The following is a 19598-nucleotide window of genomic DNA, read 5'->3' on the forward strand; positions in this document are numbered from 1 at the left end:
CCCGTTACGAGGGAAACTTAATCTAAATCCACATAAAATTAAGTAGAGTTCAAAAAAGGAGGATTTTGTGATTCTTATAAAATTAATGGATATATTTAAAACCTTAATCATAAATGGAACAAATGCGTTACTTAGATTGTCTATTACGTATAAAAAAGGTGTTCTTGGTAGTTCTCTCATTTTGTAATGCAAGAAATACAAGAGGAGTGCTATCCTGTACATTTGTTAATTGTATCGGCATGTAAAATACCGATACAAAATCCATAAATTCTTGAAAGAGGTTGAAAATGTATGATAGTTTCAAAGAAGTTTTTTCACATTGCACATTATAAAAAGATGCTACCTGTAGTATTACTTTCATGTGTAACGCTTATAGGCTGTTCCAATAGTAATATTCAATCCGAACCACCGAAACAAACCAAACAAGAACATATAAGTAATCAATCTTTTGTTAAACTTGAAAAAGAATATGATGCTAAACTTGGTATTTATGCATTGGACACAGGTACGAATCAAACTGTTACTTATCGTTCAGATGAACGGTTTGCATACGCATCTACCCACAAAGCACTTGCTGTTGGAGCACTGTTACAAAAGAAATCAATAGAAGATTTAGATCAAAGAATTAAGTATACTAGCAAAGATCTTGTGAATTACAATCCAATTACTGAAAAATATGTAGATACAGGTATGACTCTGAAAGAGCTTGCGGATGCTTCCATTCGATATAGCGATAATACTGCACAAAATCTTATTCTTAAGCAATTAGGTGGGCCAAATGAATTCAAAAAATCACTGAGAGAAATAGGAGATACTGTCACAAATCCTGAACGTTTTGAACCAGAATTAAACGAAGTGCAGCCAGGAGACACTCGTGATACTAGTACCCCAAAGGCATTAGCTACTAGTCTTCAAGCTTACGCGCTAGGCGATATACTTTCAATCGAGAAACGGAACTTTTTAATAGATTTGATGAAAAGAAATACTACGGGGGACAACTTAATTCGTGCTGGAGTTCCAGGAGAATGGGAAGTAGCCGATAAGACTGGCTCTGGGTCTTATGGAACAAGGAATGATATCGCAATCATTTGGCCACCAAATAAGAAGCCAATTGTTCTTGCGATACTTTCTAATCATGCAAAAGAGGATGCGAAATACGATGATAAACTTATTGCAGACGCAACCAAAATAGTGTTAGATGCTTTAAAAGTAACGAATAAATAATAATAGTCATGAATGTAAGCTGCTCCTACTTTACAGTACATATAGTCTGAAAGACATATACGTATCTAAACGCTAAGAAGTATTATTGAATGTATTTAAATTATTCAATACCCAATAATAAGCATCTCTTGTTAAAAGGTTTACTATGTTTTAAATGAGCAAACACTTTAGTATATATAGCTTTTGAGTAATCAAATTTTAGTTTTTTTGAAATTTAGTATGCAGCACTGGAAAACAGATTAATTCACTATAATTGTCGAATATTCTGTGCTTAGTTATCTCCAGGCTGATATACTATAAACACAATCGTTCTAAAAGGGTGATGATATTATGTATGAACAACAAAATAATAGGGATAGAGATCAAAAAATGATGTTTTCTATGCAAGGAGTTCCCACAAATAAAGTTAACATGAATCAATTACCTAAATGGATTAGAATTTTCGGCTATTGTGCGTTTGGTTGGATGATAATATTTAGTTTAATTATGATTGTAGGTTTAATTCTTCAATAACTATACAGATAAACAATTAAACAGTTAAACGGGACAGTATTTAGATCATACATCTAGGTAATGTCCCGTTTTTCATATGTAATTCCTCAATGATATAGGTAACCGATCATAACAAAAAAACCTGTAGAATATACTACAAGTTCTTTTCTAAATATTGTTAAAAAATGGAACAACAAACTATCTTAACATTCAATACAGGGAGACCATTTTGATTATGGCTTGGTTTTATTGTATATCAAATATTAATATTTGAAGGAATAAATTTTCGAAAATTATGTGAATTAAAAAGTTAGTGTGTTTATATTAGATTTCGTTTACTACCAACTTCTTATTACTTAAATAAACTGCACGATCTGATTTTTTAGCAACTTCCTGTGAGTGCGTCACAACAATAATACATTTATTTTCTTTATGTGCAAGTTCTTGAAACAGTTCTATTATATCCATTGCCGTTTCTTCGTCGAGGTTTCCTGTCGGCTCATCCGCAATCAGTAAATCAACATTACAAGATAATGCTCGAGCGATTGCTACACGCTGCTGTTGCCCGCCACTTAGTTGCAGAACGTTTCGTTTCGCTTCTACTTCTGTAAGTCCTACTTTCTCTAATAATTCTAACGCCCTTGCCGTTTTATTTTGCACTTTAACACCTGTAATTTCCATTGCTGTTAAGACATTTTGAAGAGCAGTCATATAGGTAATCAAATTATAAGATTGGAAAATTACAGATACATTTTGATTGCGGTATCGATCCAAACCAATTTTTCGAATATCTTTTCCATTATACAGTACATAACCATTTTTAGGGACATCCAGTCCACAACCTAAGCTCAGAGTTGTGGTTTTACCAGATCCAGATGGTCCTAAAATCGTGTAGAAATGCCCTTTTTGAAAAGAAAAATTAACATTATCTAGTATCGCTACATTTTTCCCATTACTTTCATAATAATAGTCCAAATTTTTAAATTGTAAAATCGTTTCCATATCGAGCCTCCTTATTCATCTTTTAAAAGAATTTGTTTTGGATTTAAACGCAGAATAGATAATGCTGGAAGAAGCGTTGCTAATATAGCAATAGCTAGTCCAATCCCTCCCATTTTCCCTACATCTTCTCCTGTTACACTTACATCAATTTTATCAATCGGATCTTCTTTTTGATTTTGTACAGTTCCACCAGGTCCAGACATCATTACAGTACCATTTTGCGAGGTGTCTGTTTCTTCGCTTGCTGTAGCGACTTCACTTGAAAGTAAATTATCCCCTATATATTGAGAAACTTTAGCTCCTGTTGTTATGGATAATCCAAATGCTAAAATAGCGACACATACTACTTCTACTACGAATTGTGCCATCAATTTCCATTTCTTCTCTCCAATAGATAACAAAATTCCCATTTCCTTACGACGTCCTTTAATTGATAGCATAATGATTAACCCTAAAATGATCGCACCTGCAATCGATACAATATAAATAATCATTTTAGAAGTAGAAGAGATATTTTCGATAGGACCAATCATTTGTTTGTACAATGAATCATGTGCATCTAATTTATAATAATTAAAATTAATATTAGATTTTTCCGCTTCTTTTTTAAATGCTTCAATGTTTTGTGGATCTTTCAAGAAATACACGACTTGAACGCTACTTATACCTTGATCTACTTCTAATTTTTTCATAGTTGAATGCGGCATATATAGTTTATTAGCTGGATCCATTATAGGAGGGGCCTGTTGACCCATTGCTTGCTCATTCGTTTCGTAAATACCGATAATTTCAACCTCGAGGGTTTCCTTCTTATCACCTGATTGCACTTTAACTTTGTCTCCTACTTTCAAATTGTTTAATTCCGCTAATCGTTTTTCCATTAAAGCTACATTTTGATTTTTCATCTGTTCTGTAATTGGTTTCCCATCAATGATTTTACTTTTTCCATTCTTAAAGCTTTCTTGTAATGTAGTCTTACGAACTCCCTCAATCATAAAAGAAGCATTCATATCTATTTCTGTACCAGAGCTTGAACCGCCTCGTACAGCCGCCATTCCCGCTTTACCTTTTCCTTCTTCTTCTCCTTCTGAAGCTCCTACTAGTTTAAGTCCATCCGAAATTCCGAAAGTATTGCTTATGTAATTATAGTCTTTTACATACTTTGACTTCGCTAATTGATCTGCTTCTTTTGTATTAAGCTTTGGCGGATTAGGCATCTCTCCAGTTTCCCTAGCTTGCTGACCTAATTTGTCAAAATCAAGACTTAAAGTAACATCTGCGCCGAGTTTTTTTCTTGCTGCATCAGCAGCTTTTTTTGATGCATTTTGGATTGTGAATCCTGCCAACACTAAATTTGTAACAATTAGGAAGACTGCCATCAAAATTAATGATGTTCCTACTCTTTTTTTCATACTGAGAATTGCTCGTTTCATAAAGTTCATTTTTTCTTACCTCCTTGATAACTTATATTCTATATAGGTTATCTAGAGTCTATATGGAGCTAATCGGTAGTTTATCTAGAGATATAAGGAGTTTATGTGTAGTTATTCAATAAGCTGGTCAAGAAAAACCGGAACACTAATCCAAAAACGTAATCGTTTTTGAATATTGATAAAGAGGCAGTCCTTAGAGTTAGGGTTAAGATTCATTGAATGAGAGCATACAAATCAATGCTTATGTAATTTCTATGCAACAAATAAAAAGCACCCTATTTGAATGGTTATATGTGTGTTTGTTAAATATGAAAATCCATTAATGAATATGGAGTTTTATTGAAGTTGGTCGGATTTTCTAATAATAATATTGTGTTAAAAAGCCTAACTTATAATTTTATAAGTTAGGCTTTTATGCTATCTATAAGAAAAAGCTATAGAGACTCATAATATTTTATAATTTAACCTATTGTATTTAAACAAGTAAAATAAAAGTAACAAGTGCATACATTAAGGAGGGTTTTTGATAGTGACAGAGACTATAACATTTAGGATTGCAACGGTAGATGATTTAGATGAAATTGTAAAAATGCTTGCTGATGATGTTTTAGGAAATAAAAGAGAACGCTATGAAACACCACTTCCTGATAGTTATATAAAAGCATTTCATGCTATTGATTGTGATCCAAATAACGAGTTGATTGTAGCATGTGATGGGACAGAGGTTATTGGTCTTCAACAAATTACATTTACGCCTTACATTGCACGTCAAGGGGGTTGGAGAGCTACAATTGAGGGTGTACGGACAGCCTCATCAAAACGTGGTAAAGGTATAGGAAGTAAACTTATTAAATGGGCTATTCAACGTGCTAAATTACGGGGGTGTCATTTAGTACAGTTAACAACAGATAAAGAACGACAAGAAGCTTTGCAATTTTATAAGAAATTAGGGTTTAGAGATTCTCATGAAGGATTAAAACTCCTTCTCTAATGAATATAGCTATTTATACACCAGAAAGACGCATTTTGTAAGGATAATTGACTATCGGCTTCGAAAATTATGATAACTACAACTGTACAAGGTATACAAAATACCAATTGACAAATTGTCTTTCATAGAAATCACGTCACTTCAAAAGGTGCACCTTTTGAGATATAAAAACCCAATTCATTTATCAATGATCTCCTTGTATATGAATAGAATATAAAAAAGGAAATCGAAATGATTTCCTTTTTCACTTTGTAAGCTGTAAAGTTTTCATATAATCATCCTTTTTCTCAAAGGCCCTTTTTGCCTCTTCAGCCGTTAATACATAATCTACTGCAATATTTTGTAATAAACTCTTATTAGCATTTGGCAGCTGAATCGTTATGTCTTCCACACTACTCTTATTATTTTCAATTGTTTTATTAAATTCCTGAATACTTCTTGCAAGCTCCGCTAATTTTTCCATATGTGCAGGATTGTTTAAATCCAAAAAAATATTACTTCTAAAAACTGCTGTAGCATAAAACTTAGGATGTTTCCTTACTATTTCTTTCTCATACTTTTTATCGAAAACAACTTCTCCCGTCTGCATTTGATCAAGCGTAAATATATCGCTATGCCCTTTTTCTTTATAAAATGTATTAAATTTCCTTTGTAAATCATTCGCTTCTTTTTTTATTTTATAGTTATCATTATTTACTTTTGGAGAGATTCGTCCATCGAAATATAATTGAAATTGCAAATATGGTTCATCTACTTGCTGTACAGAAGCTGTTCGTGTGTCTGGGCCTGAAAAAACCTTACCTTGGTCAGGTATTTCAACTTGGTTTAGTTTAACAGAAAAACCATATTCCGATTTTGTATAATTTTGTGCTTTTTGTTCAATTTCATCATTTGATATATCGCATGATGTTAATAGCAATAAACTAAACATCATGCTATATGTTATTTTTGTTCTTTTTATGCGAAAATTACAGAGTAATAAACCGATTACTAAAGATAAAAATATATAACTTTTTAACATCTTTTTTATTATTTTCATTATAAATAGATTCCTTAACTTATTAATAATATAGTTTCATAGTTTGAAAAACACTTATTGAGTTTTCGTAACCATAATAATTAATAGATATAAACTGAATCAGGTACAGACATTAAATAATAGAAAAAAGCCCCTAATATTCCAGTAATAAAAATAATAAATCCCATATTGCGTATGCTCTTAATTTTTGCTTGTAGTCCATTGAATCCTGCTAATAACCCACTTAAAGGGAATAGGGTAAAGTATGGGACGGGTGAAAGAAGATATTCTGCATCAATCCCCATACCCCAACACACAAAAGGTAGTACGACAAGGGAAAGACTAAGTAATCCCATTACACTTACGAGTAATTTACGATTTTCAATCCCTGCAATAATTAAATAAATCCCACCAATAAATCCACATAACCAGAAAATGGGCATAAAGTAAATCCAAAGAAAGCTCAAGATGATCATATATAATTTTCTCCTAGTTGATAAGTTGTATTTCAACAATTGTGAAATGATACATAATAATAGAAAAAAGCTATGCATCCTACTTCATAGGAACAATAAGACTTTTTAATTGCATAACATAGTCCGTTTAAGAACATGAGTGGTGTTTCCACACATTCCAACGTACAGCAAATTAATTGAGTAATAAATTTATTCTATGTGTAATCATTACTGTAAGCCCAAAGAAAAAGAGAACCCTTCTAATGTAGGTATATATTCCCCTTTCTTCAGTTTTAAGAAATTATTTAATTTTCCGGATCCCCTGTTAATTTATCAAGTTGATCTAGTGCTTTTTCTAAATCAAACGAATTAAACCAACGGTAATCATGTTTGTCTAAAATACGATAATGCTTACTAATCAGATTTTGTTGTAAGCGAAAGTCCCCTTTTTCTTGAATTTGTTTCCACCAGACTTTTCCTCCCAATGTTTTTTCTTTGAAGTTGTTAATACTTTTATGGGCTATTGTTTCGATTACTATTAACGGATCATCTCCTAGAGTGGACTGTAAAACCTCACTATCCCTAAATAATGCACAAATAGCAACGGTATTGGTCCAACCCGTATTAGATCTTCCCTTCTCGATTTGAACAAGTGTTTTCTTTGAAATGCCGAGAACTTCAGCCATTTTATCCTGCGTATACCCTTTTTCAGTACGAATTAACTTTATTTTCGTTGAAATGAGTTCAGTTATAATCTCCTTATTCACTTTCTCTCCCTCCTCCAAAAAGTAACTTATGTATCATTTAGTGTAATTTTACACTTTCTCTCATCTTTTTTCAACTCGATTTTTTTCCTAGACCTGGGAAGGAAAAATCAGCAGTCATCCAATATTTTAATATATGCATATCATCTTCTAATGAAAACACCCCTTTTAATTACGAACAACGTAATGTAGCACAGAAATTGTTTGTAATTAACGAGGGTGGAATTTGGTAGAGGAATATAAATAAAGCAAGAAAAAAGACCACCAGGGTGAGCTGTGTGGTCTTTTTCACAGATGGGAAATTTTGTACATGTAATAACTTAATTAAAACTCAAAATAAGTATAACCTTATGGTGTACCTTTTGATACGAAAATAAGCAGGATAATGTTCTCTTATATTAATGAGGATATTAACTTACTTTTTAGATTTTAGTATAAATTATTTATGGTTTTATTTTATTGCTAGCTTTATAATATAATATACAAATTTATCACCTATTTTTATAATTCAAGCACCTAATATTAGGCAAAAAGAATATTTGATAAATTGGTATTCTTCTAGAAATACATTATTGATTATTCATGATGAATAATCAATAATCCTTTTAATATTTTATAATTAATTTACAGCATAAATAAAACATAAATTTTGTCCATGCTTTAAACAATATGTATTTTGGAGGAGGTTAATTTGATTTTTTCAAAACTCATTGATCGATACGCCTTGTATGATTTGCACAAAAAAAGAAGTGTAGAGTTTCAGTATACTTCTCTTTCTAACACCTTACTAAATATAAAAGACATAGAATTTTTTTATAAAGTACAACCATTTGATATTCATTTTAACATTAAGCATTCAAAACAGGAAAAGGAATACATGGTTGGACAATTCGAATATAAAAGCTCGGTTCAATCTGGTGATTCACACAACGACTCTGTAACTGGGGAATTATTCTTACATAAAAATGAAGATGCACCTCATGTCATCTTTGTTCATGGTTGGAGAATGGATTCTAACGAACGTGTAAAAAAAATATTTCACGACCATATGACCAACTTGAGGTGGAATATGTATTATTTCACTCTACCATATCATTTTGAAAGAAAACCCAACCAATCCTTATTCAGTGGAGAGTACATGGTAAGTGCCAATATTGAACGAACTGTACAAGCAACTAGACAAGCGGTAGCTGATTTACGAACTTTGATCAAATGGATTAAAGCAAATAAAAATGGTCCCCTGATTCTAGTAGGAATCAGTTTAGGTGGGGTTATTACTAACCTAACATCTCTTGTTGAACCAGAAATTGATGTATTAGCATCCATTTTCTACGCGAATCGACTTTCTTATTCAATTTGGGAGACAAATCCAGGTAAATTTATTAGAGAAGACTTGGAACATCATGGTGTAACGTATGATGATTTAATAAATTATTGGAAAATCACTGAACCAAGTCAAGCATTACCAAAAGTGAAAAAAGAAAATATTTTATTAATTTCAGGTAAGCACGATCTATATGTGCATTCTGAGGATACGGACTACTTGTGGGAATCCTGGGAAAGACCTACGCGATATATTTATACATGTGGGCATGCCGGGATTGTTCTTAAACGTAAAAAAATTGCAACTGATACTATCAATTTTATTCGGAATCGATTGAACTCCCCTCACTTACCCAATGTCATGCCTTAATGCGAGAGATTACTAAGTACAGAATCTTATACCTGCAATGTTTCATTTTTTAACAAGCTCATTTTTAAATCTTCTTTTTTTCTGTCATCTCCTTAACTTTACATCATTAGAAAATGATATAGAATTTAGGAAGTAACTATGAAACAAACTCGCCATATGGAAAAGCGCTACTTACCATTTCATCAGTGGCTCCTTTTTATGAAAAGAAATTATTGTTGTTTACCCTTCTTATGCAATATTACATATAAAATCCTTTATTTGTTCTGTTATAATTTAAAGAGTAAATTATTCATCCATTAATTTACACCATCCATATCTACAGTTATGGAAACCCTAATTACACATAAAAAAGAGAAGAACATTGGTGAGTTCTTCTCTTTTTTTTATATTTTTAAGGTTACTATCCAAAATAATTATTGCAATTACTTTAAGTTGGCTTTTGAAATATAAATTCTGATTTTCATACTTCTTCATGAGTCTAGATAAGGAAAAAAGAATCTCCTCCTTTTCTAGCTAACTAAAAGGAATTTTTTTGAAACATTTATTTTAATTTGTACTGTTCTCCTATATTAATGCCTGCGCATGAGCATTTCCCTGAATTATATATTAAGGAATAAAAATGTATTAATCCTTTCCGAGTATGAATTCGAACAGGTATCACTTGCAATATGTCATTAAAATAAAACGGATCACCTCTTGGTTCAATTAGAAAACTAAGTGTAAATAAATACAACGACATGAAAACACTTTGCTCCTAAATCAACTACTTGTATTATTGGTTTCATGAAACTCCTTCTTGAGAAAGGTTTTAATTTCCGAATATTCTGTTGACTATTAAGACATATCCAATTTACAATTTAATTGTGATATTTTATCACAATTAAACTACTTAGAATACACTTCATTTATTTGAAAACAATTACAAATAGAGGTGCTAAAATGAAAACAAGAGTAAATCCAGAGTTATTACAAGGGTTAGAGATGTTTCCAGATCTCGATTTACGCCCGGAAAACTTGCAAGCAATCAGAGAAGGAATAGCTCAAATGAGACCACCTACAGTTGTTGATGAATCCCTTTCGTTAACAGATGAAATCATTGTTGGACCAGATGCTAATCCGTTACCATTAAGAATTTATCGTCCAAAATCAAATAATGAATCTTTACCTGTCTTATTATGGATACATGGTGGTGGTTATATCTTAGGGTCTATAGATGATAACGATGATACTTGTATGAGGTTTGCAAAAGAAGCTGGCTGTGTGGTCGTGTCTGTAGACTACCGCTTAGCTCCTGAACATCCTTATCCAGCACCAATTGAAGATTGTTATTCAGCTTTAAAATGGATTGCTGATAATGCAAATTCATTAAAAATTGATTCGAATCGAATTGGGGTTGCAGGAGTAAGTGCTGGCGGTGGACTAACAGCAGCATTATCATTATTAGCCCGAGATCGAAAATATCCTTCGATTTGTTTACAAATGCCACTCTATCCAATGATTGATGACCGAAATAATACACCTTCAACGAATGAAATTAAAGAGGGATTTGTTTGGAATCAAAAGGCAAATGAAGCTGGTTGGAAAATGTATTTAGGAGAAATGTATGGAACGGATCAAATCCCTGCCTATGCAGCGCCTTCCCGAGCTGAGGATTATAGTGACTTACCATATACTTACACATTTGTTGGTCAATTAGATCCATTTCGCAGTGAAACATTAACCTATGTAAGCAAACTAGCGCAAGCTGGTGTTGATGTCGAATTTCATTTATATCCAAATGCCTATCACTGGTTTGAAGGGTTAAATCCAAATGCCGCTGTATCTATTTATGCTGTAAACGAAATGGTACAAGCAGTAAAGACTGGTTTCAAAAGAGTCTCTAAGGTTGAGGCTTAATCCATTTACAAGAAAAACACTCGTAACTCGTAAATAGTATAAAAATAGCCGATTCTCATTTAGAATCGGCTATTAATATGTAAAATTCACCTAATATATCAAGGTTGAGAAACAGATATAAGATGTTTAGACGATGTGTTTATTTCCTCTGCCAATGCTTTTATGTTCATCATGATTTGAAGTATTTCTTCTATTGTTGTCCTCGGGTTGATAGAGCAAAGTCGAATTACTACTTTTTCTTTTAATTTAGTCGTACTTAGCATAGTAAATCCTCTTTGATTAATTTCTTCCACCAGTTTTTTGTTTATTTCATGAATTGTATCTGTAGATGTTAGCTCACAAGGAATATAACGAAAAGTAACAATTCCTAACTGGGCAGGTGTTACCACTTCCCAATCTTTTTCTTTCCTTAAAAACTCTTCAACTTGTTCAGCCAACATAATGCCATGATCAATTGCCTCGCGAAAAGCTGTGACTCCAAATACTTTAAAAGAAAGCCATACTTTTAATGCCCTAAATCTACGAGAAAGTTCAATTCCACGCTCCCCAAAATTCACTTTCTCTTCTATATTAGTTTCCGTATCCTTAATATACTCTGGGATCATACGGAACGTTTTACTTAAATATTGGCTATTTCGAATAAGTACACAACCAACATCATAAGGCTGAAAAAGCCATTTGTGCGGGTCTAACGTCAAAGAATCGGCACGATGTATTCCGCTTAACAACACACTTCCTTTTTCACTGAGAATTGCTGCAGCCCCATAAGCCCCATCCGCGTGCAGCCATATGTCTTCATCATTACAAAGATCAGCCAATTCATCGAGGGAATCAACCGCCCCAGAATTCGTTGTCCCTGCATTAGCGATAACACAGAATGGTTTTTTTCCTTTTAATCGATCTTCTTTTATTTGCTTTCTTAAAGTACTAACTGAAATTCTTAAATCTTCATCTGTTTCAATTCGGCAAATTTGATGATGTTTAAACCCTAATACTTTAAGTGCTCGATCTACAGAAAAATGAGTTTGGTTAGAAAAATACACAACCGCATTTTCTATGTCATTATTCAGCTTGACCTGTCTCGCTACAGTAAGTGCAGTCAAATTAGCCATGGAACCGCCACTGACAAATAGCCCTTCAGCTGAATCAGGGAATCCTAGCATTGATTTTAACCAGTTGATTGTCGTTAATTCAATTTGTTCAGCACCTGCACCTACTATCCAAGCTGTAGGAAATACATTAAACCCACTTGCTAAAAAATCTGCTACTACACCAACATAATTATTAGGACCTGGCACAAAAGCCATAAAATGAGGATGATCCACATGAGTAATTTGATTAAACACATTGTTATTAAGAAAATGAAGTAACTCTTTCGGATTGGAGCCGTTTTCTGGAATCGTTTCAATTAGCCTGTCTCTAAAAATATTACTATCAATTGTTTCCGAAACTGGTTTACTTTTTAAATGATTCATATGATCAACAATCAAGTCCACCGCTTGATATCCTAACTGACGCATCTCTTCGGCTGATAACTGCAAGTTTTTTGTCATTTGGTTTACTCCTATTCTATTTAAAAAGGCGAGTTCTTGCTCGCCTTTTTATTTTTTATAATTTGTAATCACCGATTGCCTGTATTGGATTTTGAAGAATCGTGTTGATTAACTGATGGATGTGATTCAATATTTCCTGTATTTTCTCCGCTTCATATATGGTTTGATCATATCCAAACTTTATTGTAAGTTTCTCTTCAGGGAAGCACATAATTCCATACTTTACATGCGGTTCATCAACAACTTCTTGATCTGTGATGGCAAAATTTCTGCTTTCATTTGAAGAAAAGATAGCTGAGTTAGTTGGATAGTTTTCAAAAACCCAAAGATGGTCAGTCAACTGATTTTTTAATTCACTTTGTTTTTGTATATCAACAAATGAATAGTATGCATACTCATTACATTTCAATGTTTCTAGTTGTACTTTTTGCAGGAAGTCCACAAAAGATTGCGTTTCTGTCCATGCTAGTCGGATAGGCAAAATATTTGTGAACAGACCGAACATATTTTCAATCCCTTCTACTTCGGGAGGTCTGACTGATACTAGATTAGGTAATACTACTTCTCTCATTCCGTTGTATTTGCCAAGCAATATTCCCCATACAGCTAGTAATGCCGAATTCATAGTTATATTGTTTTTAGTTACAAATGTCTGTAACTGATTAGTCAAATCCTTATCTAATGTTAAATCCATAAATGTGAAATTTAACCCTTCACTTTGAGTTGGTACTTTCTTTTTAGGAATACTAATTTTTCGATTGTATCCTGATAAATAATCCCGCCAAAAATGACGTGCTTTCTCATGATCTTGTGCTAAAGTCCAATCTATGAATGTTTCAAAAGGTTTTACCATAGGTAACGCCGCCGTAGTTCCCGCATTTATTGTTTCATAGAGATGGAATAATTCGTCTATCAAAATGCTGACGCTCCAACCATCACATAATAGATGATGGGAACTCCAAACCACCTTATGCTCATTATTACCTAGTTGGAATATACAGAGGCGGTTCATAAATTCATCATTTTTGAATCCTTGATTTAAATTTTCATTCATCCATTGGTCTAAGAATTTTTGCTGTTCTTGTTTCGTCATCTCAATCAAGTTTTTTATCTCTGAAATCATTTGAACATCATGTAGAACAGCTTGCCAAGGTTTTGCTTGTTCATCTTGCACTATTATCGTTCTTAAAGAATCATGGCGATCAACTAATTGTTGGAAACACTGAATAAAGAGATTAATATCCAGCTCTCCCTCAAGTGCCCAAATTATTTGTTCAAAATATGCATTTGTATCATGTTCAGTCACAGCATGTTCATAAATAACTTCCTGGAAAGGTGCCAATGGGTAAATACGTTCTATTTTTATATCTGGCATTTTTTCTTGTATTTTGGTAAGTGTATGTTGATTAAGTTGTTTATCTTTAACATTTAGTGATGTAACTTTATTATCGTTCATTTTGTTTACATCACTTGTTTGCGAATTTGAAAAATGGTGTAGCTTTTTAACAAATTGAACCATGTCTCCTAATATAGGAAATGAAAATAGATTTTTTGGCTCTAGCTCAAATCCTTGTCTATACAGTCTGACCGAAACTTGAATCGCTTTTATCGAATCTCCACCTAAGGCAAAGAAATGATCATTTACTCCAACCCGATCTACTTTGAGTACTTCTTGCCAAACACTAGTTAATATTTTTTCCATTTCAGTTTTTGGAGCAATAAATATTTCATTTTTTTGTTTCTCTGGAGCAGGGAGCGCTTTTCTATCTAATTTCCCGTTTGGAGTCAAAGGCAATTGTTCCAAATAAACAAAATAAGAAGGAATCATGTAATCTGGCAAGTGGTCTCGCAAATGCTTTCGTAGTTCTGTTGTACTAATATTTTGCTCAGTTACCACATATGCGACTAAAAATCTTATACCATTCTCATCTGTCTGATCAATCACAACAGCGTGTTCGACTTGTTTGTAAGTGAGAAGACAATGGGAGATTTCTTCTAACTCTACTCGATATCCTTGAATTTTGACTTGATAATCTTGGCGGCCTAAAAATTCAATATATCCCTCAGGATGCATTTTGCCACAGTCTCCTGTCTTGTAAATAAGGCCAAAGTCCGGATGTGACACAAATGCTTCATTCGTTTTCTGTTCATCATTTAAATATCCTTTAGCAAGTCCCACTCCCCCGATATATAAATCTCCAATTACACCAACAGGGCACATTTTCTTTTCATAATTCAACACATAATACGTTTGGTTTGCTAAAGGCAGCCCATATGGAATACTATTCCAATGTGATTCCACCTGTTTGACCGGATAATAAATTGACCATATCGATGCTTCTGTTGCTCCTCCTAGTGAAACTACTTCTGCCATCGGGAAATGTCGTTTTATTTTTTCTGGTAAAGAAAGTGGAATCCAATCTCCACTATGTAAAACTAAACGCAAGGAAGAATGTTCAAAATGAGAACCTACTTGCTCCAATGCCAAATCCATGATTGCAGGAACTGTATTCCAAATTGTAATTCCTCTACGTTCGACGGTACGGATTAATTCTTGCATGTCTCTTGGGTCACGAATCATTACCAACATTGCACCTGTGCTTAACGTTCCAAAAATATCGTATACAGATAAGTCAAAACACATGGAAGAAATACCAATAATACGATCATCTTCATTTACCTGATATTTTTGATTAATATCTTGAATAGTATTTGTAACCGCTTGGTGAGTAATAATTACTCCTTTCGGTTTTCCTGTACTTCCTGAAGTGTAGATAATATAGGCAAGATCTTCCGGACCAGCAATAGCAGGCATATCTTCTGTTGTATATAATGACAAATGGTTTTCTTCATAAAGACTAGCTTCTAATAAAAGTTTGCATGAGCTATTTTCTAAAATATATGTTTGGCGATCTAAAGGATGATCGGGATCAATCGGAACATATGCGGCACCTGCTTTTAAAATACCTATCATATTAGCAATGGTCTCAACTCGTCTTTGTGCTAAAAGGCCAACTTTGTCACCTAGACCGATTCCTTGTTCTTTTAAGAAGTGCGCAACTTGATTGGAGCGTTTATGAAGCTCTGAGTATGTTAACCAATCTTTTTCAAAAACTACTGCTACTTCATCCGGTGTGCGTTTTACTTGGTCTGTAAATAATTGATACAGAGTAGTTGAAAGTATTTTTTCCGTTGTCTCATTGTATTGCTCAATTAAAGTTTGATCCGATTCTTTCATCTGCAACGAGGTTACGTCACTTTTTTTCACCAATTGTTCCAATAAGTCAACAAATTGGGAAAACATTGCTTCTATCACATCAACATCAAACAATTCTTCAACATAGTTCCAGCTAATTAATAACTCTCCATTTTTTTCAATTACCACATTATCCAAATACACTTGTGGAGTCCGAGCATGAATATGGCGAAGTGAACCAAGCTGTTCCCAAGCAAAAGCCCCCGCACCTGCTAGCATCGAGGTGAAAACAATTGGCATAACTGCTTTTGGCGTCATTTGATGATATCGAGTGAAATCTCGAATAAAATTAACTCCATCGTAATGACGATGTTCAAGGCCATCTAATAAAGTAGATTGCGTTTCTTTTACTCTAGTAAAGAAAGATTGATCTGGATTCACATCAACATCCAACAAGATGAGTGAAGTGAAATCTCCCACAATTTGCTCTACTTCTTCATGAACAGGATTACGGTTAAATACAGTCAAATTAATTGCCAATCGGCGTTGATTACTCCAGTATGCCAACACATCACCATATATTGTACAAAGCAGAGCCGAAGGAGTTACTTCTTTCTCTTGTGCTAACTTTCGTAGCTTTGTCCATTTTTCATTGTCCAGGATCTTAGTAAGTGATTGGAATTTAGGAGTAGCAATCTCTACCGGATCTTTTTTTAACAGCAAAGAAGGCGCAAACGGAAAGTCCGGAAGCTTACTTGTCCAATAATCTTTTGCTGTTTTATATTCTGAGCTTTGTTCCATTTCATCATAGATAAACATGTAATCTTGAAAATCAAAAGATAGAGGTTCTAATCTTTGCTCTGGTTTATAATAATAATGAAACAAATCATGTCCAACGATGTTCATGCTTGCTCCGTCCATTAATAAAGCATCGTATCGAAAACATAATAAATACGTATCTTCTTTTAAAAGAAAGGCTTTTAATTCAAACAAAGGCCATTGCCCTAAAGGAAATACATGATTAGTCATTCGAGAACGTTCTTCTTGTAAGCGAGCATTTTGATTCCTATCATCTAAATCTATAAGACTCACTATTTCAATCTCGTAATCAGGAACGCTTTGTAATATTTGCTGTTCTCCCTCTGGTAAAATTACAGCTCGTAACATCGGATGACGTTGAATTACCTTTTGAAAACTTTTTGAAAGACGATTGATATTCAATTTTGTTTCATATTCAAAATAAGTTTGAGGTGAAATACCACTTAATTCAAACTGTGAATTCCGTCCTAACATGTACGCTGTCTGAACCTCTGTTAAGGGAAATGGCTTAGACAAATCTTTAACATGGGTTGGTCTATTTTCAAAGTTTTCCGTTTTATGCTCTAACTTTACACAAGTACTAAGTTGAGCAATCGTGGGATGCTTAAAAAAATCTGTTGTACTTATTTTTAAGCAGTCTTTTCTTAATAAATTAATTACCTGAAGTGCTTTAATCGATTCTCCTTTTAAAGCAAAAAAATTATCATGAATACCGATTCCCTCAATCTCCATAACTTTTTCCCATGCATGCACCAATTTTTGTTCAATTTCATTGCGCGGGGCAACGTATGGAATTGATACATAATCTGTTTGTGTTATATCTAATAACCTTTTCCTATCTACTTTCCCATTTGGATTCAACGGAATCTCTTCCACCTGAATCATTTTTTCAGGAATCATAAACTCAGGTAATTTATCACTTAAATATTTTCTGATTTCATCAAAAGAGACCTTATTATCCGATACATAGTACGCAGCTAATAATTTCCTATTTCCATATACTTGATCAACAACGATAGCTTGGTTTATTTCTGGATATTCCCTTAACTGGCTTTCGATTTCTCTTAATTCAATCCGATATCCCCGAATTTTTACTTGATGATCCATTCGACCTAGATATTCAAGTTCTCCATTAGGCAACCAACGAACGAGATCACCCGTATGATACATCATTTCTCCTGCCGTAAAAGGACTCGGTACAAACTTTTCATCTGTCAGTTTAGATTTCCCAAGATACCCTCGTGCTACCGCCACGCCACCAATGCAGAGTTCACCCGGAATTCCAAATGGTTGTAATTGACCATACTTATTCAATATATAGGAATGATAATTCGGGTTGGGACTTCCAATCGTAACTTCTTTGGCAGAGCTCAAATCCTTTACTGTTGCACAAATGGTTGTTTCTGTAGGACCATAAATATTTAAAATTGTCGCTTCACTGATGCATCGAATTTTTTCAACCAAATCAATGGAAAATGCTTCTCCTGCTAACAAAATAGATTTTAAATATTTCAGAAAATTCGCCCCTTCTGGATCACTCAAAATCACTTCCATTCGCGATGGCGTTGATTCCCATAAATCCACCTTATGTTCTTTGACCAAATAAGCCAATTCTTTTGTTGCAAACTGGTCCTCTGTAGCAATGACTACTTTCGAACCTTGCGTTAAAGGAAGACATATTTCTAACAAGGAAATATCAAAAGATACACTAGCAAGAAACAAGAATGACTGATTATCTTTTACTTTTTCTCTCATTACACTTAAAAAATGGACAAGTGATTTCTGTTCCACCATTACCCCTTTTGGATTTCCTGTCGATCCTGATGTGTAAATAACATAAGCCAAATCATTAGGATCACTTTCTCGAACTAAGTTACTTTCCTCACCTTGGAAGAGATATTCCTCATCAAGATACAGCACTTCACCCGCAAATTGCGGCAATTCTACTTCTGTTCGCTTGCTCAGTAAACATTTTGCTTGACTATCTTGTAACATATATTCAATTCGTTCATTTGGATAGTTAGGATCGATTGGTAAATACGCTGCTCCTGCTTTTAAAATCCCCACCATGCCAATGATCATTTCCAATGACCGATCTACCATAACCCCAATAATACTTTCTTTCGATACACCTTTACTTTGAAGAATAGAAGCTAATTGATTTGCTTTCTTATTCAATTCTCTATATGTCAAAGATTGATCATTACAAACAACAGCAATTTGATCTGGGGTTTTTAACGCTTGTTCTTCAAACAAATCTTGAAATGATTGAGACAATTCTATGTCCGTCTGACCTTGATTCAATTCTTCTAGCAACTCTTTCTCTTCTTCTGAAATGATACAAATATCTTTCACAGCCAAATTCGAATTTCTTGACACTTGCTTTAAAACATAAAGGTACGAATTTGCAAACTGTTGCAAAGAAGAGAATGAATGAGATTTAAAAGAAATTTGAAATTCAAATTCATTATGTATTTCATTCCATTTTTTTCGTATCCATATGGCTAAATTATTCTCTGCGTATTTTTCTATCGAATTTTTATTATGTAATCCTTCCATCCCAATAACAATTTGAAAAGGAGTTAAATGGTGTTTCGCTAATAATTCAGAGAGTGGATAACTCTGATTGTCATACCCGAATAAAGTCGATTGTTCAATCTGATTTACTACTTGTTTAAAGCTGTGATGCGGATGGATTTCACTTCCTAAAGGAATCAACTTATTAAGATTCTCGCTTTGTTCAAGATTTTTTTCGATTACAGGAATACCAATAGTAATTCTTTCTTGATCTGTATAGTGTGCCAAACAAATCCTTAATGCGGCCTGTAACCAGCTAAATAATAATAAATCTTGAGACTTACTTACTTTTTGTATACTTTTACTAAACTCTACATTCATTATGACTTGAACGTGTTCGCAAGGATTTTCTTTATTTAGTTGGTAACCGCTATTGAATACAGAAAAATCGAGAACCTCGGAAGATAATTGCTCCTTCCAAAACGCCTCTACCCCTTTATTCTCATGAATCGAACTTCGATCTTTAATGTGCATTTTTATCTTTA

13 protein-coding genes are annotated in these 19598 nt (G+C 33.5%); 5 read left to right on the top strand and 8 right to left on the bottom strand.

From position 1 onward, the window contains the following. Positions 1–291: 291 nt before the first annotated feature. Complete coding sequence (bla, locus tag QCI75_RS14090; protein WP_144508585.1) at positions 292–1224, top strand: class A beta-lactamase; 933 nt, start codon at positions 292–294, stop codon at positions 1222–1224. Between the two features lie 330 nt (positions 1225–1554). Further along, positions 1555–1737 carry a hypothetical protein gene (locus QCI75_RS14095; RefSeq protein WP_144508584.1) on the top strand — a complete coding sequence of 61 codons (183 nt, stop codon included), beginning with the start codon at positions 1555–1557 and terminating at the stop codon, positions 1735–1737. 303 nt (positions 1738–2040) lie between these two features. On the opposite strand, the gene QCI75_RS14100 is transcribed toward QCI75_RS14095, so the two are convergent. Both QCI75_RS14100 and QCI75_RS14105 read right to left on the bottom strand, forming a co-directional pair. Beyond that, a complete protein-coding gene (locus QCI75_RS14100) occupies positions 2041–2718 on the bottom strand; it encodes an ABC transporter ATP-binding protein (protein WP_144508583.1) in 678 nt (225 codons plus the stop codon). 11 nt (positions 2719–2729) lie between these two features. Beyond that, complete coding sequence (locus tag QCI75_RS14105) at positions 2730–4160, bottom strand: ABC transporter permease (protein ID WP_353760711.1); 1431 nt, start codon at positions 4158–4160, stop codon at positions 2730–2732. Positions 4161–4680: 520 nt separating this feature from the next. Between QCI75_RS14105 and QCI75_RS14110 the strand changes: the two genes are divergently transcribed. After that, positions 4681–5142: a GNAT family N-acetyltransferase gene (locus tag QCI75_RS14110; RefSeq protein WP_353760712.1), complete on the top strand. Its 462-nt coding sequence runs from the start codon at positions 4681–4683 to the stop codon at positions 5140–5142. 244 nt (positions 5143–5386) lie between these two features. Here the strand turns inward: QCI75_RS14110 and QCI75_RS14115 are convergent, their stop codons facing one another. From QCI75_RS14115 to QCI75_RS14125, 3 genes are all read right to left on the bottom strand, one after another. Next, positions 5387–6103: a hypothetical protein gene (locus QCI75_RS14115; protein WP_353761537.1), complete on the bottom strand. Its 717-nt coding sequence runs from the start codon at positions 6101–6103 to the stop codon at positions 5387–5389. A 158-nt stretch (positions 6104–6261) separates the two neighbouring features. Next, positions 6262–6636, bottom strand: a complete 375-nt coding sequence (locus QCI75_RS14120) for a hypothetical protein (protein ID WP_002110102.1) — start codon at positions 6634–6636, stop codon at positions 6262–6264. Positions 6637–6920: 284 nt separating this feature from the next. After that, positions 6921–7382, bottom strand: a complete 462-nt coding sequence (locus tag QCI75_RS14125) for a helix-turn-helix transcriptional regulator (protein WP_002110101.1) — start codon at positions 7380–7382, stop codon at positions 6921–6923. Between the two features lie 688 nt (positions 7383–8070). On the opposite strand from QCI75_RS14125, the gene QCI75_RS14130 reads away from it, so the two are divergent. After that, positions 8071–9072 (top strand): alpha/beta hydrolase, encoded by a 1002-nt coding sequence (locus QCI75_RS14130; RefSeq protein ID WP_002110100.1) that lies wholly within the window; start codon positions 8071–8073, stop codon positions 9070–9072. 333 nt (positions 9073–9405) lie between these two features. Here QCI75_RS14130 and QCI75_RS14135 read toward each other — a convergent pair whose 3' ends face one another. Continuing rightward, positions 9406–9546 carry a hypothetical protein gene (locus tag QCI75_RS14135; protein ID WP_171902683.1) on the bottom strand — a complete coding sequence of 47 codons (141 nt, stop codon included), beginning with the start codon at positions 9544–9546 and terminating at the stop codon, positions 9406–9408. Positions 9547–10011: 465 nt separating this feature from the next. Here QCI75_RS14135 and QCI75_RS14140 point away from each other — a divergent pair, with 465 nt between their 5' ends. Next, on the top strand, positions 10012–10968 hold the full coding sequence (locus QCI75_RS14140) for an alpha/beta hydrolase (protein WP_144508128.1): 957 nt from the start codon (positions 10012–10014) through the stop codon (positions 10966–10968). A 98-nt stretch (positions 10969–11066) separates the two neighbouring features. Here QCI75_RS14140 and QCI75_RS14145 read toward each other — a convergent pair whose 3' ends face one another. Then, entirely contained in the window at positions 11067–12521 is a 1455-nt protein-coding gene (locus QCI75_RS14145; RefSeq protein WP_353760713.1) for a pyridoxal phosphate-dependent decarboxylase family protein, read from the bottom strand. A 55-nt stretch (positions 12522–12576) separates the two neighbouring features. Further along, on the bottom strand, positions 12577–19587 hold the full coding sequence (locus QCI75_RS14150) for an amino acid adenylation domain-containing protein (protein ID WP_353760714.1): 7011 nt from the start codon (positions 19585–19587) through the stop codon (positions 12577–12579). Between the last annotated feature and the right edge of the window lie 11 nt (positions 19588–19598).

The sequence above is a fragment of the Bacillus cereus group sp. RP43 genome, from assembly GCF_040459645.1.
GTDB classification, from domain to species: domain Bacteria; phylum Bacillota; class Bacilli; order Bacillales; family Bacillaceae_G; genus Bacillus_A; species Bacillus_A mycoides_C.

Excerpts from the sequence above, each read along its gene's own strand:
- QCI75_RS14140 (WP_144508128.1), top strand. The coding sequence starts at position 10,012 with ATGAAAACAAGAGTAAATCCAGAGTTATTACAAGGGTTAGAGATGTTT.
- QCI75_RS14145 (WP_353760713.1), bottom strand. The coding sequence starts at position 12,521 with ATGACAAAAAACTTGCAGTTATCAGCCGAAGAGATGCGTCAGTTAGGA.
- QCI75_RS14105 (WP_353760711.1), bottom strand. The coding sequence starts at position 4,160 with ATGAACTTTATGAAACGAGCAATTCTCAGTATGAAAAAAAGAGTAGGA.
- bla (WP_144508585.1), top strand. The coding sequence starts at position 292 with ATGATAGTTTCAAAGAAGTTTTTTCACATTGCACATTATAAAAAGATG.
- QCI75_RS14135 (WP_171902683.1), bottom strand. The coding sequence starts at position 9,546 with ATGAAGAAGTATGAAAATCAGAATTTATATTTCAAAAGCCAACTTAAA.
- QCI75_RS14100 (WP_144508583.1), bottom strand. The coding sequence starts at position 2,718 with ATGGAAACGATTTTACAATTTAAAAATTTGGACTATTATTATGAAAGT.
- QCI75_RS14095 (WP_144508584.1), top strand. The coding sequence starts at position 1,555 with ATGTATGAACAACAAAATAATAGGGATAGAGATCAAAAAATGATGTTT.
- QCI75_RS14120 (WP_002110102.1), bottom strand. The coding sequence starts at position 6,636 with ATGATCATCTTGAGCTTTCTTTGGATTTACTTTATGCCCATTTTCTGG.
- QCI75_RS14150 (WP_353760714.1), bottom strand. The coding sequence starts at position 19,587 with ATGCACATTAAAGATCGAAGTTCGATTCATGAGAATAAAGGGGTAGAG.